Source organism: Halarchaeum sp. P4, assembly GCF_051195175.1.
In the GTDB taxonomy this organism is placed as follows: Archaea; Halobacteriota; Halobacteria; order Halobacteriales; family Halobacteriaceae; genus Halarchaeum.
The window spans coordinates 499,909-523,360 of sequence record NZ_JBNTKC010000002.1 but is presented as its reverse complement, the minus strand read 5'-3'; the positions used below and the strand labels follow the sequence as shown (position 1 = coordinate 523,360).

Genomic DNA, 23,452 nt, shown 5'->3' with positions numbered 1-23,452 from the left:
CGCCCGACTGTGCGCCGCGACGCCTTAGTCCGCCCGCTCTTCGAGGCGATTGATGCGCCGCCGGAGGTTCGGGCGCATCTTCAGGAAGTTCCGTATCCGGCCGCCAGCGTCGAGCGAGAGTCCGTAGTCCTCGGCGAGCGCGCGGAGGAATTCGACGACGGTTTCGGTGCTCGTTGCCGCCGCGGCGTCCCGGTCGGCGGCGTAGCGGGCGCGGTTGCCGTACCAGAGAATTGCGACTGCCACGACGAGGCCGAGCGCGCCGACGGCGAGGCCGACGGCGTTCGACGCGGTGACGAGCGTGCCGAGGGCGACGACGAACGCCACCAGCGCGCCGACTTTCGCTTCGAGGTAGCCCCGGCGCGCCTGTCCGGCCCCGCGCGCCACCTGCACGGTCAGCGCGTCGTCGTCGTACGCCGAGAGGAGGTAGCTCCCGACGAACAGCGAGCGGTAGCGCGGCGGGCCGCGGACGGCGAGCCCGGGCCACTCGTTCTCCTCGGACTCAATGACGCGCACCGAGCGCGGGGCGAAGTCGGCGGTGTCGCAGGCCGCCGCGATGCGCTCGCGCTCCGCGTCGGTCGGCTCCCGCGTCGACTGTGCGAGGCGCACGATGTACCCGTTCCCGGCGTAGCCGAGGGCGAGGAGGGCGAGCACGACGAGATAGTAGCCGGGCCCGCCGGGCATGTGGAAGAAGGCGTAAATGACGACGGCCATCGGCCCGAGGACCGCGGCGAGCGCCCGACCGAACCGGACGGCGGCGTGTGCCGTCGTGGCCTCGAGGTCGCGCGCGGCGCGAATCGCCGGCCAGAACCCGAGGTAGCACGCGAGGACGGCGACGTACACCGCGGCGTCCATCGCCACGACGCCGACGGCGTCGCCGACGTACCCCTCGCCCAACACGCGCTCTATCGGGTCGAGGCCGCCCGCGCCGACGAACGCGAGGAGGCCGAGGAGCGCGCTCACCACGCAGGCGACGACGAGCGAGCGCCGGAGGCGCGAGAGGGCGTTCTCGGTGCCGTGGACGGCGGCGCCGTAGAGGCGCGCGACGCCGTAGGCGAGAAGCGAGACGACGAGGAGGGCGGCGACGGCGGCGGGGAGGGCCATGTCGTCCCGTTACCGTTCCGACCTATCAACGTTCGGGGTTCTCCTGTCGCGCCCACCGCTAACCCTTAGGAGCGACCCCGCGTTCGCTCCGGTATGAAGATTGCCGTCCCGAACAAGGGCCGCCTGCACGAGCCGACCCTCGAGTTGCTCGACCGGGCGGGCCTCGCCGTCGAGTCCGGCGCGGACCGCCAGCTCTACGCGAACACCGTCGACCCGGACGTCACCGTGCTCTTCGCGCGCGCCGCCGACATCCCCGAGTACGTCGCGGACGGCGCGGCGGACGTCGGCATCACGGGCTACGACCAGCACCGCGAGTCCCGCGTCGAGGGCGTCACCGAACTCCTCGACTTGGGCTTCGGGTCGTGTCGCCTCGTCCTCGCCGCGCCCGAGGACGGCCGAATCACCGCGCCCGAGGACGTGGAAGGGCTGACCGTCGCCACCGAGTTCCCGAACGTCACCGAGGACTACTTCGCCGAACAGGGCATCGACGTCGAAGTCGTCGAGGTGACGGGCGCGACCGAACTCACGCCGCACGTCGAGATGGCGGACGCCATCGTCGACATCACCTCGACGGGCACCACGCTGCGCGTGAACCGCCTCGAAGTCGTCGACGAGGTGCTCGACTCCTCGGTGCGGCTGTTCGCGCGCGACGACGTCGCCGGGGACGAGAAGGTCCGGCAGGTGGAGACCGCCCTGAACTCCGTGCTCGCCGCGAACGGCAAGCGCTACGTGATGCTGAACGCGCCCGAGTCCAAACTCGACGCCGTCGAGGACGTCCTCCCGGGGCTCGACGGCCCGACCGTGATGGACGTCGAGGGCGAGGACGCGGTGGCCGTCCACGCTGTCGTCGAGGAGCGCGACGTCTTTGAGACCGTCTCGAAGCTGAAGGACGTCGGGGCGAGCGGCATCCTTGTCACGGAAATCGAGCGCCTCGTCGAGTAACGCGGTCGCTCGACGGGGAGTCTCGAAAAAGGACGTTTCGTTGCCCGCGGGCGCTCGACGGGCGCGACGCACGCGCCGCCAACCGTCGCATGACGGGCGACCGACGCTAAGGGCTCAGTCGAGGAGACCGAGTTCTTCGAGCCGGGAGACGATCTTGTCGACGGCCTTCTCGGCGTCCTCGGGCTCCTTCCCGCCCGTGATGACGAGCTTGCCGGAGCCGAAGAGGAGCGCGACGACCTCGGGGCCGTCGAGCCGGTAGACCAGACCGGGGAACTGCTCGGGCTCGTACTCGATGTTCTCGAGGCCGAGGCCGATGGCGATGGCGTTCAGGTTGAGCTGGTGGCCGAGGTCCGCGGACGTAACGATGTTCTGGACGACGATTTCGGGCTCGTCCTCCACCTGAATGTCGAGCTCGCGGAGCTTGTCGAAGACGATGCGGAGGCTCTCGTGGACGTCCTCGGTGCTCTTCGCACCCGTGCAGACGATCTTGCCGGAGCGGAAGATGAGTGCCGCCGACTTCGGGTCCTGCGTGCGATAGACGAGGCCGGGGAACTGCTCGGGGTCGTAGTCCGCCCCTTCGAGGTCCATGGCGACGGACTGCAGGTCGAGTTCCTGCCCGATGCCCGTCGACGCGACCACGTTTTCAATGTTGATGGTTTCCTTTGGGTCGGTCATCCTTCGACTTTAAGGTCGTATTTAACCTTTATAAATGTTGGCGGTCCCGACACTGCCTGCCCTTATAGCTTCCCCGACGACCGACAGACAGAGGATGGTGGCGGGTCGACTACGGGCGTGTACTGCCTCGAACTCGCTGGCGAAGACGACGCCTTCGCCGCCGCGGAAGCCGACGCTGCGGCCGCCGACGGCCTCACGCGCGTCGCGCCCGGGCTCGCCGTCGCCGACGACGTCGCCCTCGACCGGGTCGCCGTCCTCGCGTATACCCGGCACGCCGACGTCCTCCTCGCCCGGACGGACGCCAGCGTCGAGGCCGCCGTGGCCGCCCTCGGCGACGCCGACCTCTCGCGTGCGGGGAGCGTCGCCGTCCGCGCCCGCGACGTCCGCACCACCACGGGCGTCGACACCCAGCGCGCCGAGCGCGCCCTCGGGAGCGTCCTCGTCGAGCGCGGGTTCTCCGTCGACCTCGAGGACCCCGACCACGAACTCCGCGCGCTCTTCAGCGACGACACCTGCCTCCTCGGGTGGCACGCCGCCGCCTCGATCCGGGACTACGGCGAGCGCCGGCCGACAGACCGGCCTTTCTTCCAACCTGGGAGCATGGACCCGCTGCTCGCCCGCGCGCTCTGCAACCTCGCGGGCGCAGACGGGCACACCACCCTCCTCGACCCGATGTGCGGCACCGGCGGCGTCCTCATCGAGGCCGGACTCGTCGGGGCGCGCGTCGTCGGCAACGACGCCCAGGAGAAGATGGCCCACGGGGCCGCGGAGAACCTCGCGCACTTCCTCGAGGACTACGATGTCCTCCACGGCGACGCCACCCGCCTCGGCCTCGATGCGGACGCCGTCGACTGCGTCGTCTTCGACGCGCCCTACGAGCGCCAGTCGAAGGTCGCGACGCACGCGCTCGGCGACCTCGTCGCCGGCGCGCTCGCCGAAGCGAACCGCGTCGCTACCGGCCGCTGCGTCCTCGTCGCTGACCGCGACTGGCGCGACGAAGCCCGCGAGGCCGGCTGGCAGGTCGAGGCGCGCTTCGTCCGGCGCGTCCACCGCTCGCTCGACCGGCACATCCTCGTGCTGGAGTAGGCCCGAACCCCGTCCCGCTCGGCGCTCCGGACGTTCACTTTCGTCGTCGGCTCCTGTCACCTCGTTTTCCGAACGATAACTGCATTGAACGATGCGTCCGTAGGCTGACGTATGCCCGCCGACCCGCTCCCGCCACGGCTGGCCCGCGCCGCGGACGCCGGCGCCCTCGCGCTCGCCGTCGGCACCCTGCTCGGACTCGTCTCGTTCCTCACGAACCCGGTGCCTGACCCGTCCTTCCCGTGGGCGACGCTCCCGGCGTCGCTCCGCCTCCCAGTCACTCAGCCCCGCATCGAGCATTGGCCCGTGACCTACACGCTCGCCGTCTGGCTGTGGGTGTTCGGCCTCCCGTTCGCGCTCCTCGCGGCCTACCGGCGTTTCGCGCCCCGGGCGGCCCTCGGCTCGCGGACGTGGCTCGTCGGCCTGCCCGCCGCGCTGATGCTCGCGCTCACGACCTACTGTCGGTTCTTCTGGCCGAAACTCCACCCGCCGACGTGGAACGCCCCCGCGTACACCTTCCTCTGCTGGGGCTACTGCTCGACCTACGTTCCGTCGTGGAGCAACCTCGCCTACCTCGTCGCCGGCCTCGGGGTCGTCGCCGTCCTCCTCGGTCGACGCGACGGCCCGCACTCTCGCGTCGTTGCCGGCGCGTTCGGCGTCCTCGCGCTCCCGCTCGGCCTCCCTGCGCTCTACGCCGCGCTCCGCGACTAGTCGATGGTGAGCGCGTCCCAGATGCGGTGGTAGTAGGCGACGGCGACGGCGAGCGCCATCCCGGCGACGTAGTAGCCGAGCGCCGCGCCGGTGTTCGTGGGCGGCATCGCCAGTTGGGCGCCGCGCCACCCCGCTGTCGTCAGCATGCCGGTCGCGAGCGTCCACCGGAAGAACACGGGGTAGGGAACGGGGAGCGCCTCCGCTTCCACCGCGGCCGCCGCGAGCGCGCCCGGGACGAGGAGCGCGACGACAGCGAGCCACCACGGCGTCCACGCGACCCCCGCGAGGAGCACCGCGAGCGGGAGCGCGGCGATACAGCCGAGCACCGCCCCGCCGAGCAGTCGTCCGGGCCGGCCGAAGCGCGCGCCGAGAACCATACGCGAGGAGAGCGACTTCCGCGAGGAAAAGCTACCGCTCGCCGTCGAAGAGCGATTCGGGGAGGCCGTCCGCGAGCGGGAGGTCCCGCGCCTCGGCGGGCGTCGCCCAGACGTGCCCGACGAGCGGCTCGTCGTCCACGTTCCCCGTGACGTCCACCTCGCCAGTCGGCGCCTCGCAGGCCAGCACGACCGAGCAGACGTGGTGTGCGCCCCCGCCGTACTCGACCGTGAACGTGTAGGCGTCCACCACCTCGCCCGCCTCGACGTCGAGGCCGGTCTCCTCCCGGACTTCGCGCTCGACGGTCTCGGCGTGCGCCTCGCCGAAGTCGACGCCGCCGCCCGGAAGGACGTACCGGGTGCCGACGTCGAACTCCGCCTCCAGCAGGAGGTAGCGCCCGTCGCGCTCCACGAGGCCGCGCGCCGCGGCGCGAACGTCGCTCATGCCTCCCGACCGAGCTCCGCGAGCAACCGCGAGAGGTGGACGCGGTCGTTCGTCCCGGTGTTCAGCTCGAACTCGACGTCGCCGGCGAGCGCGTGGAGTTCCGCGAGGTCGTCGCCGCTGTACTTCGAACGCCCCACCCGGAGGAGTTCGCGCAGGAGGTCCGCGCCGTCGTACCCCTCGTCGACGAGCAGGTCGTCGAGGGTTGAGCGCGCCGCGGAGAAGTCGCCGTTCGCCGCGTCGTCCAGCATCTCCCGGAGGTCGTCGTCGAGGCCGACGTCCTGTAGGGCCTCGTAGGCCGCCTCCATCGTCACCTCGCCGGCCTCCTCGTGGGTCGTCTGCGCGGCGAGAATTGCCTTTCGGAGGTTGCCGTCTGCGTAGCCCGAGAGGTATTCGAGGCCGTCCGCGCCGTACTCGACGCCTTCGGCCTCGAGGACGTCCCGGAGGACGCCGACCGTCTCCTCGTCGGTCGGCGCGCGCATCGAGACGGGGAAGCAGCGCGAGCGAATCGGCGGGATGAGCTTCGTCGGCTGGCGGGTCGCGATGACGAACTGGGTCGCCTCGTGGTACTGCTCCATCACGCGCCGGAGCGCCTGCTGGAAGTCCTCGCGGATGGCCTCGGCGTTGTCGAGCAGGATGGTGTTGTAGTCGCCGGCGACCGGCGCGTAACTTGCCGACTCCTTCAGCACGTGATTGATGAGGTCGGCCTTGGAGGAGTTGCGCCGGCGCTTCGACGAGATGAACCGCGAGAAGCGCGGGTCCTCGCTGACCTCCTTCTTCGTCATTCCGAAGAAGTCCGCGACGTTCAACTCCACGAAGTCGTTCTCGGGGTCCGCGTGCGCCTCCTCGGCGAGTGCCCGAACCGCCGCCGTCTTCCCGGCGCCGACGGGGCCGTGGACGACGAGGTTCTGCGGTTCGTCCAGCGCGTTCCGCAGGCGGTCCCGGACGTCCTCTTGGGGGAGGTCCGAGATGGCGGGCGCGTGCGTGTCCGTCCAGAGCGGCGCGTCCATTACGCCGTCTCTAGCGTGCGCCCAGCAAAGAAAGGGTCGGATTGGTCGTCGCGCGAGTCGGCCGGCGCGTCGTCAGGCCGACGCGTTCCCGGCCGTCGTGGTGGTCGACGTTGAGGTAGTCGTGGTGGTCGTGTTGTCCGACGTCGTGGTGGTCGTGGTGGTCGACGTTGAGGTAGTCGTGGTGGTCGTCTTCTTCTCGTCCGTCTCGTTGCCCTGGTTCACCTTCTTGATGGGCTGGTCGGCGCCGGACTCGCCGGCGTTCGGCTTCACCATGTAACGTCCGTTGCCGGTCTCGTGGACGGCGAGGTCGAAGACGAAGTTCACCGTCTCGCCGTTCCCGACGGTGAAGTTCGTGGAGAGGTGGAGCTTGTTGGAGGGGAGCTTCACGGCGGGGTGCGAGCCGTCCGTAAGCGTGCCGTTCAGGTCGCCGACGTAGACGAAGACCTTGTTGTAGGTGCCGTTCGGGACGGTCTGGTTGACGATCGGCGTCGCGTTCTGCCCCTGGAGTTCGGTGAGGTCCACCGTCTCGTTCACGGCGACGGACTGCCACGCGCTCGTGTTCGTCGAGCCGTTCGCGCCGCCGACGCGGTGGAGGCCGACCTCAGTCACCGTCGCGTTCAGGTGCCGGAAGTCCTCGATGGCGGCGGGCTGGTCGCTCACGTACGTCACGACGTTCCCTTGCGTGGTGCGGTTCTCGGCCATCCGAGAGTCGCTCTGTCCGCCCTTCTGGCCGCCCTGCTGCTTCGCGCTCGCGTTCACCTTCGTAACGGGCTTGTTCGCTCCGGACTCGCCGGCGTTCGGACGGATGATGTACTTGCCGTTGCCCGTCTCGTGGACGCGGACGTCGTAGACGAAGGTCGCCTCCTCACCGCTGCCGATGGTGAAGTTCGCCTGCACGTGGAGCTTGTTCGAGGGGAGCTTCACGTCGGGGTGCGTGCCGTCCGTGAGCGTCCCGTTGACCTCGCTCACGTGGATGAAGACGTTGTTGTACGTCCCGTTCGGCAGTCCGAGCTGCGTGAGGTTCGTGGCGTTCTGCCCTTTCAGCTGGGTCAGGTCGTAGGTGCCGGTGACGTTCTTCTGTATCCACTCGCCGCTCTCGTTCCCGCTCTGGTTCCCGCCGCTCGAGGCGTTCACCTTGTGGAACCCCACCGAGGAGACGGTGACGTTCAGGTGTTCGAAGTCCTCGATGGCGCCGGGCTGGTCGCTCAGGTAGACGGTCATCGTGCCGGTCCCGGCCTCGCCGCCGTCCCCGCCGGGGGCTGTCGAACAGCCGGCGAGGGCGACGAGCGCGACCATCGCGAGTGCCAGAAGGCTCTGTCGTTGCATCACTGTTTGTCCCGTCGGCCGGGAACTGTATAAAACTCGACGGCCGTTTACGGCCTGCCGAACCGTTCAAACCGTTCCGAAGCCGGTTTACGCCGGCCGACCGTCGTTCCGCTATGACGCTCTCCGCGACCTTCCTCGGCACCAGCGGCGCCGTCCCGACGGTGGACCGCAACCCGAGTTCGATATACGTCCGCCGGGAGGGCGACGCCTTCCTCTTCGACGCCGGCGAGGGCACGCAGCGCCAGATGATGCGCTACGGCACCGGCTTCGACGTCGAGGCCGTCTTCCTCACGCACGTCCACGGCGACCACGTCCTCGGCCTCCCCGGCCTCGTCCAGACGTGGGGGTTCCACGACCGCGAGGCCCCGCTCGACGTCTACACGCCCCGCGGCACCGGCGACGAGGTCCGCGACCTCATCAGCGCCGTCGGTGCGACGCCCCCGTACCGACTCGACGTCCACGAAGTCGGCCCCGGCGAGACCGTTCTCGACCGCGAGGAGTACGGTGTCGAGGCGTTCAACACCCAACACCGCACTCAGTCGGTGGGCTACGCGCTCGTCGAGGACGACCGGAAGGGTCGCTTCGACCGGGAGCGCGCCGAGGACCTCGGCGTCCCCGTCGGCCCGAAGTTCTCCAAACTCCACGAGGGCGAGCCGGTCGAACTCGAGGACGGCACTGTCGTCCGCCCCGAGGAAGTCGTCGGCGACCCGCGACCCGGCCGCAAACTCGTCTATACGGGCGACACGCGCCCGACGGACGCCACCGTCGCAATCGCCGAGGACGCGGACCTCCTGATTCACGACGCGACGTTCACGGACGCCGACGGCGACCGCGCGACACAGACCGCGCACTCGACTGCCGGTGAGGCCGGCGAAGTCGCGCGGCGCGCCGGCGCGCGCCGGCTCGCGCTCACGCACGTCTCCTCGCGCTACGGAGGGAACGTCGGTCAGCTGAAGACGGACGCGAACGCAGAATACACCGGACACACGCTCGTCGCGCACGACGGCCTCACCGTCGACGTACCCTATCCCGAATAGGCACGCCGACGGCGGTCCGCTGTGCGCACTCGCGGACGTGAATAGTGTGAGAACCGCCGAGGGACGTCCCACCGGAGCGGGGCACGGTGGTGGGTGGGTGGCAACTGTAGACTGGGGGTGACAGCGATGCTCCGGTCGGGGACTCCCCAATCGAGTGTATGGGGCGGGTCTCCTTCTACTCACCCATCGACCGGACCGGTCACAAGCGGGGCGAGGACGACAGAACGCGACCAGCCAGTAATTACTTTTGTGGCCGGCGTGTACGAAAGGCCATGACAGCGGACGGGCCACCCGCCACCGACGTCCTCGAGACGCTGGCGGCGAACCACGACCTCGTCGCCGCCCTCGTGGACGGCCCACGGCAGAAGCAGGCGCTCGCGGACGACCTCGACGTCTCCCCGAAGACGGTCTATCGGCGGACCCGCCGCCTCCGCGAACACGGCCTTCTCACCCGTGGTGACGCCGGCTACCGGCTCACCGTCCTCGGGTCGCTCCTCGCCGACCTCCACCTCGACGCCGCCGACCTCGTCGACCGGGCCTCCGACGCCGACTCCCTCCTCAGCGCCCTCGACGAGGACGTCGTCCCACCCTACTGGGTGCTCTACGAGGCCGACGTCGTCCAGTCCGAGCCGTTCGCGCCGAACCAGCCCATCGGCCGGATGCGCGACCTCGTCACGGAGTCCGACGCCCTTCGTGGGTTCAGCCCCGTCGTCCTCCCGCAATACGTCGAGCTGTTCCACGAACGCGCGCAGGCCGGCCTCTCTGCGGACCTCGTCGTCACGCCGCGCATCGTCGAGGCCCTCCGCGAGAGCGCCCCCGACGAACTCCGCGCCGCGCTCGAGCGCGACGTCACGCTCCACCAGACCGACCGCGACCTCCCCTACGGCCTCATCGTCGTCGACGAACCCGTCCCGAAGGCATTCATCCTCTTCTACGCCGAGAACGGTGGCCTGCAAGGTGTGCTCTCCAACGACGACCCACGGACGGTCGTCTGGGCGCGCCGCCAGTACGAGACCTACGCCGCCGACGCCGAGCGCGTCGACCCCGCGACGTTCTGAGCGGGTTCCGTGCCGTTCTTCCCCCGCTGTCCCTAACCGCCCGGTATGACCACTGCCGCCGACCTCGGCGCGTTCGCCGCCGACGTGACGTTCGAGGGCCTCCCGCCCGCCGTCGTGGACGCGACGAAACGCCGCCTGCTCGACACCGCCGGCGCCGCGTTCGCCGCCGACGATTCCGCGCTCCTCGACGGCGTCTCGGCCACGACGGACGTCGCGGGTGGCGACGCCTGCACCCGCTGGGCGAGCGACGGTGCGCGTGCCGGCCCCGCGAGCGCCGCCGCCGACACCGCCGCGACGGTGCGCGCGAGCGGCCACGCAGACGCCTACCTCGCGCCCGGCGGCCCGAGCTATCCCAGCGACGCGATTCCCGCCGTCGTCGCCGCCGCCGAGCACGCCGACGCCGACGGCGAGACGCTCCTCACGGCCGTCGCCGCCGCGTACGAGGTCCACGGCGAACTCGCGTGGCACGTCCCCGTCCGCGAGCACGGCTTGGGGCCGGCCACCCACAGCGCCCTCTCCGCGGCCGCCGGGGCGGCGGTCGCCCTCGAGCTCGACGCTGCGGAGGCCGAACACGCCGTCGCGCTCGCCGCCGCCGACCACACGTCGCTCGCCGTCGATGACGGCCACCAGCCGGTCGCGTCCGCGAACGCCGCGGCGGCCGGTGTCACGAGCGCACTCCTCGCCGCGAACGGCATCGAGGGACCCACAGACGTCTTCGAGGCCCACCCGGCCCTCCACGACCTCACCGTCGAGTCCGACCCGGACCCCGAGGCGACAGCGGGCGACGCCGAGGTGGACGCGGAGGAGGGTGCGGCCTGCGAGTTCGACGGCGAGGCCGCCCACGACCACGACGACGGCTTCGCGCTCGAGGCCACCTGCGAGCGCGTCCACGACGCCGTGAGCACGCGCTACGCAGGGATGCTCGCCGCCCAGCCCGCGATTTCGGCGGCCATCGACCTCGTCCAACGCGTCGACATCGACCCCGCCGACGTCACGTCCGTCTCCCTCCAGACGTTCGACCCGCTCACGCTGGAGACGCCCCGCACCGACCTCCCCGACGCGTCTGATGCCGCTGGGCGCTCGCTCCCCTACGCGCTCGCCGTCGCGCTCGCCGACCAGTCGTTCGGCCCCGAACACCTCGACGGCGGTCGCCTCGAGGACCCCGAGGTCCGGCGCCTCGCCGAGTCCGTCACCGTCGAGGAGGAGCCGAGCCTCACCGCCCAGTTCGACGCCGGCCTCATGCCCGCCGTCCTCGCCGTCGAACTCGTGGACGGCGACGTCCACCACACCACCGTCGGCGCCTACCCCGGCCACCCCACCCAGCCGATGGACTGGGAGACGCTCGAAGCGAAAGTCGCCGCGCTCGTCGGCGAGGAGCGCGCAGCCACCCTTCGTGCGGCCTGCGAGGACGTCGATGACGCCGCCGTCGGCGACTTCCTCGCCGCGCTCGCCTGAACCGGAGCCGAACTTATACTTCCGCGTCACCTAGTCAGTCGCGTATCGTGAGTACCCGCACGCGCGCGCTCGACACGCTCGTCTACGGCGTGGACGTCCAGAGCGGCGACGTCCGCGGCGACGCGCCCTCCTACGCGCTCGTCACCTTCGACGGCGAGTCACTCGAACGCGACGTCGTGACCCACCGCAAGCTCCGTCGCCTCATCGAGGAGGAGGAGCCGGACATCGTCGCGACGGACAACATGTACGAACTCGCCGCGGACAAGGACGCCCTCGTCCACTTCCTCGGGAGCCTCCCGAACGAGACGAAGCTCGTCCAGGTCACCGGCGACGAACGCCCCGAACCGCTCTCCCGCGTGGCGAAACGCCACGGCGTCCCGTACGGCAAGCCCGCCATCGAGGAAGCCGAGGCCGCCGCCCGCCTCGCCGCCCGCAACGTCGGCTACGAGGTCTCCGCCTTCACCGACGAGACCACCGTCAAAGTCTCGCGCGGGCGCTCCACTGGAAAGGGCGGGTGGAGTCAGGACCGCTACACCCGCCGCATCCACGGGAACGTCAAACGCGAAACCCGCGACGTCGAGGCCAAACTCGATGACGCCGGCCTCGACTACGAGCGCGACGTCACCGAGAAGTACGGCGGCTTCTCGAACGCCGTTTTCACCGTCGAGGGTCGCCCGCAGGACATCCCCGTCTCGAACAAGCGCTCCGGCGACGTCCGCATCACCGTCGAGCGCGTTCGGCGCGACGGCATCGAGTTCCACCCGCTCGCCAAGCGCCGCGACCGCGTCTTCGTCGGCGTCGACCCCGGGACGACGACTGCCGTCGCACTCGTCGACCTCGACGGCCACCTCCTCGACGTTCTCTCCACGCGCACCGCCGACACTGCGGACGTCATCGAGTGGATCGTCGAGCGCGGCCGGCCCGTGCTCGTCGCCGCCGACGTCACGCCGATGCCCGCCACCGTCGACCAGATTCGCCGCAGCTTCGACGCCGCCGGCTGGCAGCCCGAGAGCGACATCCCCGTCGACGAGAAACAACACCGCACCCGCGACGACGGCTACGACAACGACCACGAGCGCGACGCGATGGCCGCCGCGTTCTACGCGCACGACGACCACGCCGACCAGATTCGCCGCATCACGCGCAAGACCCCACCACAGCTCGACCGCGGCGAGGTCGTCAAGCGCGTGCTCTCCGACGGCGAGACCGTCGAGTCCGTCGTTCGGGACCTCACCGAGGACGACGGCGGCGAGGAGGACGAGCACGAACACGAGGAGCGCGAACTCACCGAGGAGGAGCAGACCATCAAGCGGCTGCGCGAGCAGGTCGAGCGCCTCGACGACCACGTCACCGACCTCGAGAGCCAACTCGACGAGAAGGACGAGCGCATCGCCGAACTCGAAGCCGAACTCGATGACGCCCGGCGGAAGGAACGCAAGGAGGCTCGCGAGCGCCGCGAAGTCACCCGCCTCGAGTGGGAGAACGACCGCCTCGAGGAGGAACTCGAGGCGGAGCGCGAGCGCGCCGACGCCCTCGCCAAGAAACTCGAACGCCTCAAGGAGCTCTGGAAGCTCGACCACTCGAACTTCGCGGACGTCAACGGCTCCGGGTCGCTCACCGCCGTCAAACCCGTCGAACAGTTCACCCTCGACGCCATCGAGGCCGCCGACGAGGACTACGGCATCGCGCGCGGCGACGTCGTCTACTTCCGCGACGCCAGCGGCGCGGGTCGCCGCACCGCCGAAGCGCTTGTCGAGCGTGGCCCTCGCGTCGTCCTCCTCGAGGGCGAGACGAGCGACGCCGCCCGCGAAGTCCTCTACGAGGCGGACGTCCCGTTCGGCCCCGCCGACGGCGTGAGCATTCGTGAAATCGACGAACTCGCCATCGCCCGCGAGAGCGACGTCGCGGACGTCGAGGACGACTACGACGAGCGCGCCGCGGAGCGCGCACAGGAGGAGACCGAGAGCATGGTCGACTCCATCATCAGCGAGCACCGCGCCGACCGCGACTAACGCGGCTTGCACCGCTCGCCTGTCCGTGGACGCTTCGCGTCCACGTGCTCACGCTTCCAGCGTTCGCCCGTTCCGCGAAACCGATGGTTCCGCGTGCTTCCAGAACACCTAACCCCCTCCTCCCGTTTCCCCACGGTATGGACGCCTACGAGCGTATCACTCGGAACGCGGCGGAAGTCGTGACCGAGGAGGAGGTGGAGGCGCTGGCCGAGGACCCCGACGGGAAGCGGGCGTACGTCGGCTACGAGCCCTCCGGTGTGCTCCACATCGGTCACCTCCTCACGGCGAACAAACTCATCGACCTCCAGAAAGCGGGCTTCGACGTCGTCATCCTCCTCGCGGACGTCCACGCCTACTTGAACGACAAGGGCTCCTTCGAGGAGATTCGCGAGACCGCCGAGCGGATGCAGGAGCAGTTCCTCGCCTACGGCCTCGACGAGGAGTCGACGGAGTTCCGCTACGGCTCGGAGTTCCAGAACGACGAGGAATACGTCCTCGACCTGCACGAACTCGAGCGCGAGACGTCGATTTCGCGCGCCGAGCGCGCGATGAGCGAAATCAAGAGCGGCGAGACGGTGACAGTTTCCCAGGCCGTCTACCCGCTGATGCAGGCGCTCGACATCGAGTACCTCGACGTCGACCTCGCCATCGGCGGCATGGAGCAGCGCAAGGTCCACATGCTCGCCCGCGACGTCCTCCCGAAGGCGGACTACGAGGCCCCGACCTGCCTGCATACACCGCTCATCGCCGACCTCACCTCCGGTGAGGGGAAGATGAGTTCTTCGTCGGGCGTCTCCATCAGCATGGAGGACTCCAGCGAGGACATCGAGGAGAAGGTCAACAGCGCCTTCTGCCCGCCGACGGCCGACCCCGAGGACGACCTTGAGAACCCCGTCCTCCAAATCTTCGAATACCACGTCTTCCCGCGCTACGAGGAAGTCGTCGTCGAGCGCCCCGAGCAGTACGGCGGGAACCTCACCTACGACTCCTACGCCGACCTCGAAGCCGACCTCGACTCGGGCGAACTCCACCCGGCGGACGCGAAGTCCGCGCTCGCCGACTACCTCGACGACCTCATCGCGCCCGGCCGCGAGCGCCTCCGCGAACTCCGGGACTGAGCGCCGTTTCGACGCGCGACGAACTTTTTTGGGTTGGATTTAACCGTCTCCCGGGCCTATACAGCGGTATGAGCGAGGAACGACGGAACCTCCGGATGCCGGAGGAAGACGAACTGTTCGCCGAGGTGACGGAGATGCTCGGCGCGAACCGCGTGCAGGTTCGCTGCGAGGACGGCGTCGAGCGCACCGCGCGCATCCCCGGCCGGATGCAGAAGCGCGTCTGGATTCGTGAGGGCGACATCGTCCTCGTCGACCCGTGGGACTGGCAGGAGGAGAAGGCGGACGTCGAGTGGCGCTACGAGAAGTCCGAGGCCGACCAGCTCCGCGAGGAGGGCCACATCTGACGTGGCCGGCGAATTCATCGAGGAGACGGAGGGCGCGGCCGGCGACGAGTGGGAGGACCTCGACGTCTCCGACGACGAAGTCGACCGGATAACGCGCCGACAGGACCGCGAGTTCGAGTCGTTCCTGAAGCGCCTGAAGGACGCCGACCAGTTCAAAGTCCAGGACGGCGCGTTCGACGACGCGACGTTCGCCGCGCTCTACAAGCTCGTGCAGGACGGGCATCTCGCGGCGTTCGGCGGCCCGATTTCGACGGGGAAGGAGGCGAACGTCTACGAGGCGAGTGCCCCTGAGGGCGACGACGTCGCGGTGAAGGTTTACCGCATCAACGCCTCGAACTTCCAGCACATGCGCGACTACCTCGAGGGCGACCCGCGCTTCGAGGGCATTCGCGGCGACAAGAAGGCCGTCGTGATGGCGTGGACGCGCAAGGAGTTCGCGAACCTCAAGCGCGCCCACGCGGCGGGCGTGCGCGTCCCCCAACCCGTCGCGGTCCAGCGCAACGTCCTCGTGATGGAGCTCATCGGCGAGGCGACGAACCCCGCGCCGACGCTCCACGACGTCACGATGGAGAATCCCGAGACGGCCTACGACGTCGTCCGGGAGTACATGCAGCGCCTCTACAGCGCCGGCCTCGTCCACGGCGACCTCTCGGAGTACAACATCGTCATCCACGACGGCGAACTCTGCATCATCGACGTCGGGCAGGCGGTCACCGTCCACCACGGGAACGCCGACGAGTTCCTCCAGCGCGACTGCCGGAACGTCGCCTCGTTCTTCACCCGGAAGGGCGTCGACGTCGACCCTGAGGCGCTTTACGACTTCGTCACGGACGTCGAGGCGGACCCGAGCGGGAACGCGGACGACACCGACGACACGGACCCAGCCGACGATACTGACGGCGAATCTGACGCCTGAGGCCCGAGCGCCGACGCGCGGACCAACATCTCTCATCCTCGCTATCTCTTACTGAAGCAGCAGCGTCGAACGCGTCCGCGGGATTCGATGCCTCGGAGCGACCGTATTCTCGATGTAGTCGCCGAGCCGCTAGTCGCCGATTCCGTTTCTGACTACGCGAACGGCCACAGACGGCTGATAGCGACGCTGGCGACTGTGTCTGATCATTCTCGCCTGACGTCCCGCCGACTACATAAACTACATATCGATATACAGAATTGCGTGTGCCACCCGTCTCGTGGCTCTGTCGGCGATAGTCGACAGCGCCGCGCACGCCGCCGCTCGTGCGTGTGAGGGCCGAAGTAATACCCGCCATACCGACGCCGGTCGCGTCCGATTCTGGTACTGTACGCCGGCTGTCCGGACTGCCAATTTCGGCTCGACCTCGTTGCCGACACTGTCCCTTCGCTTCATTCGCCACGCTCTCACCTCGCCACTCGTCTCGGGCACTCCGAACCTACGCTGTTCACTTCATCGCGCCGTCGCGCTCGGCATGACTACCCCCGAAGCACTTCGCGTAGACTTCGATGCGTCTCGGACCGGGTGTTGCCTCAGGCATCGCTGTAGTTCTCCTCTCTCGTGCGCCCGCGAGAACGTGCGAGCGGTGACTCCCGAACCGCCGCGTCCACAGCGTCGGCTGACCGTCGACGGCGCTCCAACCGGCCGACCGGCAGATTCTATATCGCGACATGGAATTCATCACGTTCCCGCCGTCCCGTCTCCGCGGCGCGTGGTCGCGTGTAAGTCTTAAACCGCTCCGGCCCGTATTCGGTGTATATGACGCAACACGTGAAGATACCGCAGGACCGCATCGGGGTCCTCATTGGGGAGGGTGGTGAGACCCTGCGCCGCATCGAGCGGGCGGCCGAGGTCAGCCTCGACGTGAACTCCGATGACGGGGCCGTCGCGGTGGAGAAGACGGGCGACCCGATTCGCGGGATGAAGGCTCCGGACATCGTCCGGGCCATTGGCCGCGGTTTCAAGCCGGACGCGGCGCTCTCGCTGCTCGACGACGACATGCGCCTCTTCGAGACCATCGACATCGAGCGCGCGGCGCGCAACGACAACGACCTCCGGCGCAAGAAGGGCCGCCTCATCGGCGAGAACGGTCGGACGCGCGAGCTGATGGAGGAGCTGACGGGCGCGAGCGTCGTCATCTACGGGACGACGATGGGCATCATCGGCGGCCCGAAGGAAGTGGACGTCGTCCGCTCGGCGGCCGAGATGATTCTCGACGGCGCGCCCCACGGAGCCGTCTACTCGTTCCTCGAACGCAAGCACGTCGAGGAGCTCAAACATCAGGGTATGGAGTACCACGAGTACTCCGGCTGACTCTCCGGACAGTCACCGCGGGCGCCTCCCTGCGTCCACCGATTTTACTTAAACTGAGCCGTTGGTATTGTCTCACACACTCCGTACGCCCCGTCTGCGCCCCGCTGTCGCGCACCTCCCAAACTTTTATATAGAACGGCAAACAATCAGCGTGTGATTATGGCGCAGCAGATGGGCAACCAGCCGCTTATCGTACTCTCCGACGACTCGCAGCGAACGTCGGGGAAGGACGCGCAGTCGATGAACATCTCCGCCGGGAAGGCCGTCGCCGAGGCCGTCCGGACGACGCTCGGCCCGAAGGGGATGGACAAGATGCTCGTCGACTCCACGGGCTCCGTCGTCGTCACGAACGACGGCGTCACCATCCTCAAGGAGATGGACATCGAGCACCCGGCGGCGAACATGATCGTCGAGGTCGCCGAGACGCAGGAGAACGAGGTCGGTGACGGCACGACGTCCGCCGTCATCGTCTCCGGCGAGCTCCTCGACGAGGCCGAGGACCTCCTCGACCAGGACATCCACGCCACCACGCTCGCGCAGGGCTACCGGGAGGCCGCCGAGCAGGCCAAGGAGTTCCTTTCCGAGATCGCCATCGACATCGAGGCCGACGACACCGAGTACCTCGAGCAGATCGCCGCCACCGCGATGACCGGTAAGGGCGCCGAGAACGCCAAGGACGCCCTCTCCGGCCTCGTCGTGAAGGCCGCGCAGTCCGTCGCCGACGACGGCGTCGTCGACGAGGACAACATCAAAATCGAGAAGGTCACCGGCGGCTCCATCGACAACTCCGAGCTCGTCGAGGGCGTCATCATCGACAAGACGCGCGTCAACGAGAACATGCCCTACGGCGTCGAGGACGCCAAGGTCGCGCTCGTCGACGGCGCGCTCGAAGTCCAGGAGACCGAAATCGACACCGAGGTCAACGTCACCGACCCCGACCAGCTCCAGCAGTTCCTCGATCAGGAGGAGAAGCAGCTCCAGGAGATGGTCGACGCCATCGCCGACGCGGGCGCGAACGTCGTCTTCGTCGACGGCGGCATCGACGACATGGCCCAGCACTACCTCGCGCAGGAGGGCATCCTCGCCGTCCGTCGCGTGAAGGACTCCGACATGAGCCGCCTCGCGCGCTCGACGGGCGCGACGCCGGTGTCCAACCCGAAGGAAATCGAGGCCGAGGACCTCGGTGAGGCCGGTTCCGTCGCCCAGAAGGACATCGGTGGCGACGAGCGCATCTTCGTCGAGGACGTCGCGGACGCGAAGTCCGTCACGCTCATCCTCCGCGGCGGCACCGAGCACGTCGTCGACGAGGTCGAGCGCGCCATCACGGACTCGCTCGGCGTCGTGCGCGTCACGCTCGAGGACGGTCAGGTCCTCCCCGGCGGCGGCGCCCCCGAGACCGAGCTCGCGCTGCGCCTGCGCGACTACGCCGACAGCGTCGGTGGCCGCGAGCAGCTCGCCGTCGAGGCGTTCGCGGACGCCCTCGAAGTCGGTCCGCGAACCCTCGCCGAGAACGCCGGCCTCGACCCGATCGACTCCCTCGTTGACCTCCGCGCGCGCCACGCGGACGGCGAGACGGCGGCCGGCCTCGACGCCTACACCGGCGAAGTCATCGACATGAAGGAGGAGGGCGTCGTCGAGCCCCTCCGCGTGAAGACGCAGGCCATCGAGTCCGCCACCGAGGCGGCCGTCATGATCCTCCGCATCGACGACGTCATCGCCGCGGGCGACCTCGCCGGCGGGCAGGTCGACTCCGACGACGGCGGCGACGAAGGTCCCGGCGGTGCCGGCGGCCCCGGCGGTATGGGCGGCGGCATGGGCGGCATGGGCGGCATGGGCGGTATGGGCGGCGCGATGTGAAGTAGGCCGAACGCCCACACTCACACACCCACGCCCACCCGTCGCACCGCGCGCTCGACTACCGACGCACGTTTTCTTTCGACGCCACGTCCGTAGCGGCGCTGCTCGACAGGCTTCCCGATACTTCCGCGACGGTCGTTCTCAGACGGGGTTCTCGTCGGCGGTCACGCCCTTCACCATCCGGTAGGCGGTGAGGAAGAAGAGGACGACGGCGAGACAGACGGTGATGAGCAGCAGGAAGAAGACGCTGACGTGCGGGAGCGGAATCCATCCGCTGATGGTCCCGATGGCGAGGATGAGCGCCACCGTCGCGATGGACGTGAGGACGCCGTGTGCTCTCATTGCGCCGCGTTACGGCGGCGACGCACAAAGCCTGTGCGGTGGCGTCCGCCCGCCCGTTCTAAGTAGGCCCCGGTAATTCTTGCACGTATGGAGACACTCCTGCTCGCGAAGGACGACGTCCGCGAGAACACCCCGATGTCCGAACTCGTCACGGCGGTTCGGGAGGCGTTCGTCGCCTATGAGAACGGCGACGCGCAGATGCCCGCGAAGTCCTACATCGACCTCCCGCAGTACAACGGCGACTTCCGCTCGATGCCCGCCTACCTCAGTACCGAGGAGTGGGACGCCGCCGGCATCAAGTGGGTGAACGTCCACCCGGACAACCCGGACGCCTACGACCTCCCCACGGTCATGGGGACGATGGTCTACTCCGACCCGGAGAACGCCTACCCGCTCGCCATCATGGACGGCACCGAACTGACGATGAAGCGCACGGGTGCGGCCGCCGCCGTCGCGACGGACGCGCTCGCCGTCGCGGACGCCTCCTCGCTCGGCATCGTCGGTGCCGGCGTCCAGTCCTACGCGCAACTCGAGGCCATCAGCGAGGTGCGGGACATCGAGGAAGTCGTCGTCAGCGACCTGCGCGAGGAGCGCGTCGAGCGCTTCATCACGCGCTTCGAGGACGAGTTCGACGTCCGGGCCGGCTCCATCAGCGAGGCCGGCCACTGCGACGTCCTCTCGACGGTGACGCCCGTCGAGGACCCCATCGTCCACCCCGAGGACGTCGGCGAGCACACCCACATTAACGCGATGGGCGCCGACGCCGCCGGGAAGCACGAACTCGCCGACGACGTCCTGCTCGCCGCGAAACTCGTCATCGACGACTACGCACAGACGACACACTCCGGCGAAATCAACGTCCCGTGGAGCGCCGGCGTCCTCGACGACGAGGACCTCTACGGCGAACTCGGCGAAATCCTCACGGGGGAGAAGGCGGGCCGCACCGACGCCGACCACGTGACCGTCTTCGACTCGACGGGGCTCGCGATTCAGGACGTCGCCGCCGCGCACGTCGTCTACACGCACGCCGACGAACACGGCGTCGGCACCGGGTTCGACCTGCTCGGCGTCTAATACTCCTCTTCGCGCGGGCGGCGGTACGGGTCGTAGAACGACCGCACCATCGAGTAGAGCGCGTTCACGACGAAGAGGAACGGAATCAGCGGAATGACGAGCGCGAGGATGACGACCGCGTAGAGCAGGCCGAAGAAGTCCATCTGGCCACGCCCGACGAGACCGCCCTCTTCGAGGTGCGGCGAGAGCGTCCGCTTCAGTTTCTCCCGGAAGTTCCGCGGCGCTTCGGTGGTCATACGCGGCGCTTCGACGTCCGGGGGATTAAACGCCCCGGCTTCCGCTCGCTTATTCGAGCCGGATGGCCGGGCGGAACGGCACCGCCGACGACGCCTTCTCGTCCTCGGCGTCGCCCTCGGGGACGACGTCGACGGCGGCGTCGAATTCGCGGCTGAGGAAGCCCGCGGCGTCCGAGTAGAGGTCCTGCTCGTCGAGCGCTTCGAGCGCCGCGAGCTCGTCGTCGTCGTACTCCCGGACGTCCGCGACGAGGTCCTGCACGAGGTCGTTCACCTCGTCGCCCTTCTCGCGCAGCGACTCCTGCTGCATGACCTTGCCCATCACCGCACCGATGTCGGGGCCGGTCTCCGCGACCGTCTCGAAGACCCGGTGCTTCCACGCGGCGGGCGTGTAGACCGTGATGGTCTCCGGCTCAGTGCCGGTGACCTCCACGATGTCCCGGACGTCGTCCACGAGGTCCTCGACGAGGCGCTCCTCGACTTCGACCTGCGTGCTCCGGAACTCGGGCTCGACCTCGGGCCACGTGGCGTCCTCGACGGGCACGCCCTCCAGTTTCTCGTGGAGTTCGTTCGCGAGGAACGGCACGACGGGCGCGAGCAGGCGCAGGCGCGTGCGCAGCACTTCCTGACGGACCCACTTCGTCGCCGGCCGGTCGAGGTCGGCGCGCTTGCGGTACCAGCGCAGGTCCTCCTCGAATCGGTAGAAGGCCTCCTGGGAGGCGCTGCGCGTCTCGAACTCGTCCATCGCGCGCGTCGTCGTCTCGACGGTGCGCTGGAGGCGCGAGAGCAGCCAGCGGTCGATGCGTTTCAGTTCGACGTCGTCCTCGGCGGGGGCGTCGAGCGCGACGACGTCCTCGGCGCGGTTGTAGAACCGGTCGAGGCTCTTGCGCGTGGACTCGACCTCGTCGGCGCGCCAGTCGTAGTCCTGCCACGGCTGGGCGGAGTTCAGGAGGAAGAAGCGGACGGTGTCCGCGCCGTACTCCTCGATGGCTTCGGCGGGGAGGACGACGTGGCCCTTCGAGGAGGACATCTTCTGGCCCTCCAGCAGGCCCATCCCCATGATGGCGACGCCCTCCGGCCACTGCTCGCGCTCGAAGAGGTCGGCGTGGTGGAAGAGGAAGAACGTCAGGTGGTTACTGATGAGGTCATTGCCTGAGACGCGGAAGTCCACGGGGTACCAGTAGTCCCACTCCTCGCGGAGTTCGAGGGCCTTCTCGGGCGCCTCGCCCTCCACCGCGTCCGCGCCGTAGAAGAGCGCGTCGAAGAACTCGGGCGTGAGCTCCTCGGGGGGCACGTCGTTGATGCGGTGCGCGATGGTGTAGTAGGACATGTAGACCGTCGAGTCCGAGAGCGGCTCGATGACGAAGTCCTCGTCCCATGGGAGGTTCGTCCCGAGGCCGTAGTTCCGGATGCACGGCCACTCCTCCAGCCAGTCGATGGTGTGGTCGAACTGGTCGCGGCTCGTCTCCGGGACGGCCTCCATGTTCGAGACGGCCTCGTGGGCGAGTTCCTTCCAGTCCTCGTCGTTGTACGTCAGGAACCACGTCTCCTGCTCGGCGACCTCGACCTTCCCGCCGCAGCGGCAGACGACGGGCTCGGAGAAGTCGTACATCGCGTCGAACTCCCCGGACTCGCGGTAGGCGGCGGCGAGTTCGTCCCGAACGTCCTCGACGACCTTCCCGGCGTAGTCGCCGTACATCTCCTTCAGCGTGCCACCGTGGAACTCGCGGTTGTAGACCTCCTGCGTGGCCTCTTCGAGCGCGGGGTCGTCCGTGCCCGTGATTTCATGCTCCTCGACGGCGGCGCGCGCCGGGAAGACGTCGTCGTAGGCCTCGACGTCGATGATGGCCTTCGGCTCGATCTCGTCGACCTCAGCGGGGTCGATGCCGTACTCGCGCATCCGCTCGTCGTCTTCCTTGGCCGCTTGCAGGGCCATCCAGTCGTCCGGCGAGTGCGCGGGCACGCTCATGACGACGCCCGTCGCGTTGTCCGGGTCGACGAAGTCCGCGGGCAGAATCAGCACGTCCTCGCCCGTCACGGGGTTCTCGACGCGCTCGCCGACGAGCGCCTCGCCGCGGAACTCCTCGATGATTTCGACGTCGCGCTGCTGGAGGGTGAGTTTGCGCGCGGCGTCGTGGCTGATGAGCCACGTCTCGCCGTCCACCTCGGCCTCGACGTACTTCCCGTCGGGCTTGATGTAGGCGTTCGTCACGCCGCGCACCGTCTCCGGTCGGAGCGTCGCCATCGGCACCTTCGTCTCGCCGAGGCCGAACTTCACGAGGGTGTACTCCTGGCGCTCGGCGTCCTCGCCCTCGAGCAGGTCGTGGGTGGTGACGGGGTTCTCCTCCTCCGTGCAGTACTTCACGGGGTGGAAGCCCTTCTCGAGGCGGTCGTTCTCCCGAAGGGTCTCGTACTGCCACGTGACGAACTTCGAGTAGCGCTCGTCGTTCGTCGTGAACTCCCGGCGCCAGTCGATGCTGAGGCCGAGGGACTTCATGTTGCGCTTGTAGTGGTTCTCGATGAAGTAGCGCGCGAAGCCCATCGGCGTCTCCAACTCCTCGAGTTCGTCCTCGGGAACGTTGTAGGTGTCCCGGAGGACGGAGAGCTGTTCGGGTTCGCCCTTCTGCAGGCGGTTCACGGCACCGATGATGGGCGTGCCCGTGACGTGCCACGCGATGGGGAAGAGCACGTCGTCGCCCTGCAGGCGCCGGTAGCGCGCGTAGACGTCCGGCACGGTGTAGGTTCGTGCGTGCCCGATGTGCATCCCGCCCGAGGGGTAGGGGTAGGGGACGGTGACGAACGTCGCGTCCTCGTCATCGCCGGGGTCGGCTTCGTACCGGCCGCCGTCCTCCCAGCGTTCCTGCCACTTTCGTTCGAGTGCCCGTGGCTCGTAGGTCATGGTCCGTCGTTCACCGCCGCGGGCCAAAAGGCCTCCCATCGCGGGGGAAGGCTCTTGGTGGTTCGTGGCGAC

At 68.8% G+C, this 23,452-nt stretch carries 22 protein-coding genes; 13 read left to right on the top strand and 9 right to left on the bottom strand.

What is annotated here, in order from left to right; all coding sequences use genetic code 11:
* Window positions 1–24: 24 nt before the first annotated feature.
* Window positions 25–1,101, bottom strand: a complete 1,077-nt coding sequence (locus ACQUS8_RS10905) for a hypothetical protein (RefSeq protein WP_435100880.1) — start codon at window positions 1,099–1,101, stop codon at window positions 25–27.
* Window positions 1,102–1,194: 93 nt separating this feature from the next.
* On the opposite strand from ACQUS8_RS10905, the gene hisG reads away from it, so the two are divergent.
* A complete protein-coding gene (gene hisG / locus ACQUS8_RS10900; protein ID WP_435100878.1) occupies window positions 1,195–2,043 on the top strand; it encodes an ATP phosphoribosyltransferase in 849 nt (282 codons plus the stop codon).
* A 114-nt stretch (window positions 2,044–2,157) separates the two neighbouring features.
* Here hisG and ACQUS8_RS10895 read toward each other — a convergent pair whose 3' ends face one another.
* The gene (locus ACQUS8_RS10895; RefSeq protein WP_435100877.1) at window positions 2,158–2,718 is read right to left on the bottom strand and encodes a TATA-box-binding protein; all 561 of its coding nucleotides are present in this window, start codon (window positions 2,716–2,718) and stop codon (window positions 2,158–2,160) included.
* 117 nt (window positions 2,719–2,835) lie between these two features.
* On the opposite strand from ACQUS8_RS10895, the gene ACQUS8_RS10890 reads away from it, so the two are divergent.
* Window positions 2,836–3,804, top strand: a complete 969-nt coding sequence (locus ACQUS8_RS10890) for a methyltransferase domain-containing protein (RefSeq protein ID WP_435100876.1) — start codon at window positions 2,836–2,838, stop codon at window positions 3,802–3,804.
* A gap of 111 nt (window positions 3,805–3,915) precedes the next feature.
* On the top strand, window positions 3,916–4,512 hold the full coding sequence (locus ACQUS8_RS10885) for a hypothetical protein (RefSeq protein WP_435100874.1): 597 nt from the start codon (window positions 3,916–3,918) through the stop codon (window positions 4,510–4,512).
* On the opposite strand, the gene ACQUS8_RS10880 is transcribed toward ACQUS8_RS10885, so the two are convergent.
* From ACQUS8_RS10880 to ACQUS8_RS10865, 4 genes are all read right to left on the bottom strand, one after another.
* Window positions 4,509–4,889, bottom strand: a complete 381-nt coding sequence (locus ACQUS8_RS10880; protein ID WP_435100872.1) for a hypothetical protein — start codon at window positions 4,887–4,889, stop codon at window positions 4,509–4,511. The genes ACQUS8_RS10885 and ACQUS8_RS10880 overlap by 4 nt on opposite strands.
* 31 nt (window positions 4,890–4,920) lie before the next feature.
* Window positions 4,921–5,331 carry an NUDIX domain-containing protein gene (locus ACQUS8_RS10875; protein ID WP_435100870.1) on the bottom strand — a complete coding sequence of 137 codons (411 nt, stop codon included), beginning with the start codon at window positions 5,329–5,331 and terminating at the stop codon, window positions 4,921–4,923.
* Entirely contained in the window at window positions 5,328–6,338 is a 1,011-nt protein-coding gene (locus tag ACQUS8_RS10870) for an AAA family ATPase (RefSeq protein WP_435100868.1), read from the bottom strand. Before ACQUS8_RS10870 ends, ACQUS8_RS10875 begins: the two co-directional genes overlap by 4 nt.
* Window positions 6,339–6,410: 72 nt before the next feature.
* A complete protein-coding gene (locus ACQUS8_RS10865) occupies window positions 6,411–7,664 on the bottom strand; it encodes a DUF4382 domain-containing protein (protein WP_435100866.1) in 1,254 nt (417 codons plus the stop codon).
* Between the two features lie 113 nt (window positions 7,665–7,777).
* On the opposite strand from ACQUS8_RS10865, the gene rnz reads away from it, so the two are divergent.
* The 9 genes from rnz to thsA all read left to right on the top strand — a co-directional run bounded on the left by rnz (window position 7,778) and on the right by thsA (window position 18,832).
* Complete coding sequence (rnz, locus tag ACQUS8_RS10860; protein WP_435100864.1) at window positions 7,778–8,701, top strand: ribonuclease Z; 924 nt, start codon at window positions 7,778–7,780, stop codon at window positions 8,699–8,701.
* A 272-nt stretch (window positions 8,702–8,973) separates the two neighbouring features.
* Window positions 8,974–9,759, top strand: coding sequence for a helix-turn-helix transcriptional regulator (locus ACQUS8_RS10855; protein ID WP_435100862.1), 786 nt, complete (start codon window positions 8,974–8,976; stop codon window positions 9,757–9,759).
* 45 nt (window positions 9,760–9,804) lie between these two features.
* Window positions 9,805–11,214: an MmgE/PrpD family protein gene (locus ACQUS8_RS10850; protein ID WP_435100860.1), complete on the top strand. Its 1,410-nt coding sequence runs from the start codon at window positions 9,805–9,807 to the stop codon at window positions 11,212–11,214.
* A 47-nt stretch (window positions 11,215–11,261) separates the two neighbouring features.
* A complete protein-coding gene (locus tag ACQUS8_RS10845; RefSeq protein WP_435100858.1) occupies window positions 11,262–13,226 on the top strand; it encodes a DUF460 domain-containing protein in 1,965 nt (654 codons plus the stop codon).
* 137 nt (window positions 13,227–13,363) lie between these two features.
* Window positions 13,364–14,344: a tyrosine--tRNA ligase gene (locus ACQUS8_RS10840; RefSeq protein ID WP_435100856.1), complete on the top strand. Its 981-nt coding sequence runs from the start codon at window positions 13,364–13,366 to the stop codon at window positions 14,342–14,344.
* A gap of 68 nt (window positions 14,345–14,412) precedes the next feature.
* Window positions 14,413–14,688 carry a translation initiation factor eIF-1A gene (gene eif1A / locus ACQUS8_RS10835; RefSeq protein WP_435100854.1) on the top strand — a complete coding sequence of 92 codons (276 nt, stop codon included), beginning with the start codon at window positions 14,413–14,415 and terminating at the stop codon, window positions 14,686–14,688.
* A 1-nt stretch (window position 14,689) separates the two neighbouring features.
* Window positions 14,690–15,604, top strand: coding sequence for a serine/threonine-protein kinase Rio1 (rio1, locus tag ACQUS8_RS10830; protein WP_435100852.1), 915 nt, complete (start codon window positions 14,690–14,692; stop codon window positions 15,602–15,604).
* Window positions 15,605–16,420: 816 nt separating this feature from the next.
* A complete protein-coding gene (locus ACQUS8_RS10825) occupies window positions 16,421–16,975 on the top strand; it encodes a KH domain-containing protein (RefSeq protein WP_435100850.1) in 555 nt (184 codons plus the stop codon).
* A gap of 171 nt (window positions 16,976–17,146) precedes the next feature.
* Window positions 17,147–18,832 carry a thermosome subunit alpha gene (gene thsA, locus ACQUS8_RS10820; protein WP_435101038.1) on the top strand — a complete coding sequence of 562 codons (1,686 nt, stop codon included), beginning with the start codon at window positions 17,147–17,149 and terminating at the stop codon, window positions 18,830–18,832.
* A 141-nt stretch (window positions 18,833–18,973) separates the two neighbouring features.
* On the opposite strand, the gene ACQUS8_RS10815 is transcribed toward thsA, so the two are convergent.
* Entirely contained in the window at window positions 18,974–19,174 is a 201-nt protein-coding gene (locus ACQUS8_RS10815) for a hypothetical protein (RefSeq protein ID WP_435100848.1), read from the bottom strand.
* An 87-nt stretch (window positions 19,175–19,261) separates the two neighbouring features.
* On the opposite strand from ACQUS8_RS10815, the gene ACQUS8_RS10810 reads away from it, so the two are divergent.
* A complete protein-coding gene (locus ACQUS8_RS10810; protein ID WP_435100846.1) occupies window positions 19,262–20,248 on the top strand; it encodes an ornithine cyclodeaminase family protein in 987 nt (328 codons plus the stop codon).
* Here the strand turns inward: ACQUS8_RS10810 and ACQUS8_RS10805 are convergent.
* Both ACQUS8_RS10805 and leuS read right to left on the bottom strand, forming a co-directional pair.
* Window positions 20,245–20,484 (bottom strand): DUF7535 family protein, encoded by a 240-nt coding sequence (locus ACQUS8_RS10805; protein WP_435100844.1) that lies wholly within the window; start codon window positions 20,482–20,484, stop codon window positions 20,245–20,247. The two genes, ACQUS8_RS10810 and ACQUS8_RS10805, sit on opposite strands and share 4 nt — an antisense overlap.
* 49 nt (window positions 20,485–20,533) lie before the next feature.
* Window positions 20,534–23,380, bottom strand: coding sequence for a leucine--tRNA ligase (leuS, locus tag ACQUS8_RS10800; RefSeq protein ID WP_435100842.1), 2,847 nt, complete (start codon window positions 23,378–23,380; stop codon window positions 20,534–20,536).
* Window positions 23,381–23,452 lie beyond the last annotated feature (72 nt).

Coding starts and splice junctions, on each gene's coding strand:
- ACQUS8_RS10895 (WP_435100877.1), bottom strand. CDS start 2,718: ATGACCGACCCAAAGGAAACCATCAACATTGAAAACGTGGTCGCGTCG.
- ACQUS8_RS10875 (WP_435100870.1), bottom strand. CDS start 5,331: ATGAGCGACGTTCGCGCCGCGGCGCGCGGCCTCGTGGAGCGCGACGGG.
- leuS (WP_435100842.1), bottom strand. CDS start 23,380: ATGACCTACGAGCCACGGGCACTCGAACGAAAGTGGCAGGAACGCTGG.
- eif1A (WP_435100854.1), top strand. CDS start 14,413: ATGAGCGAGGAACGACGGAACCTCCGGATGCCGGAGGAAGACGAACTG.
- ACQUS8_RS10865 (WP_435100866.1), bottom strand. CDS start 7,664: ATGCAACGACAGAGCCTTCTGGCACTCGCGATGGTCGCGCTCGTCGCC.
- hisG (WP_435100878.1), top strand. CDS start 1,195: ATGAAGATTGCCGTCCCGAACAAGGGCCGCCTGCACGAGCCGACCCTC.
- ACQUS8_RS10850 (WP_435100860.1), top strand. CDS start 9,805: ATGACCACTGCCGCCGACCTCGGCGCGTTCGCCGCCGACGTGACGTTC.
- ACQUS8_RS10885 (WP_435100874.1), top strand. CDS start 3,916: ATGCCCGCCGACCCGCTCCCGCCACGGCTGGCCCGCGCCGCGGACGCC.
- ACQUS8_RS10880 (WP_435100872.1), bottom strand. CDS start 4,889: ATGGTTCTCGGCGCGCGCTTCGGCCGGCCCGGACGACTGCTCGGCGGG.
- ACQUS8_RS10905 (WP_435100880.1), bottom strand. CDS start 1,101: ATGGCCCTCCCCGCCGCCGTCGCCGCCCTCCTCGTCGTCTCGCTTCTC.
- ACQUS8_RS10810 (WP_435100846.1), top strand. CDS start 19,262: ATGGAGACACTCCTGCTCGCGAAGGACGACGTCCGCGAGAACACCCCG.
- thsA (WP_435101038.1), top strand. CDS start 17,147: ATGGGCAACCAGCCGCTTATCGTACTCTCCGACGACTCGCAGCGAACG.
- ACQUS8_RS10825 (WP_435100850.1), top strand. CDS start 16,421: ATGACGCAACACGTGAAGATACCGCAGGACCGCATCGGGGTCCTCATT.
- ACQUS8_RS10815 (WP_435100848.1), bottom strand. CDS start 19,174: ATGAGAGCACACGGCGTCCTCACGTCCATCGCGACGGTGGCGCTCATC.
- ACQUS8_RS10840 (WP_435100856.1), top strand. CDS start 13,364: ATGGACGCCTACGAGCGTATCACTCGGAACGCGGCGGAAGTCGTGACC.
- rnz (WP_435100864.1), top strand. CDS start 7,778: ATGACGCTCTCCGCGACCTTCCTCGGCACCAGCGGCGCCGTCCCGACG.
- ACQUS8_RS10805 (WP_435100844.1), bottom strand. CDS start 20,484: ATGACCACCGAAGCGCCGCGGAACTTCCGGGAGAAACTGAAGCGGACG.
- ACQUS8_RS10870 (WP_435100868.1), bottom strand. CDS start 6,338: ATGGACGCGCCGCTCTGGACGGACACGCACGCGCCCGCCATCTCGGAC.
- ACQUS8_RS10855 (WP_435100862.1), top strand. CDS start 8,974: ATGACAGCGGACGGGCCACCCGCCACCGACGTCCTCGAGACGCTGGCG.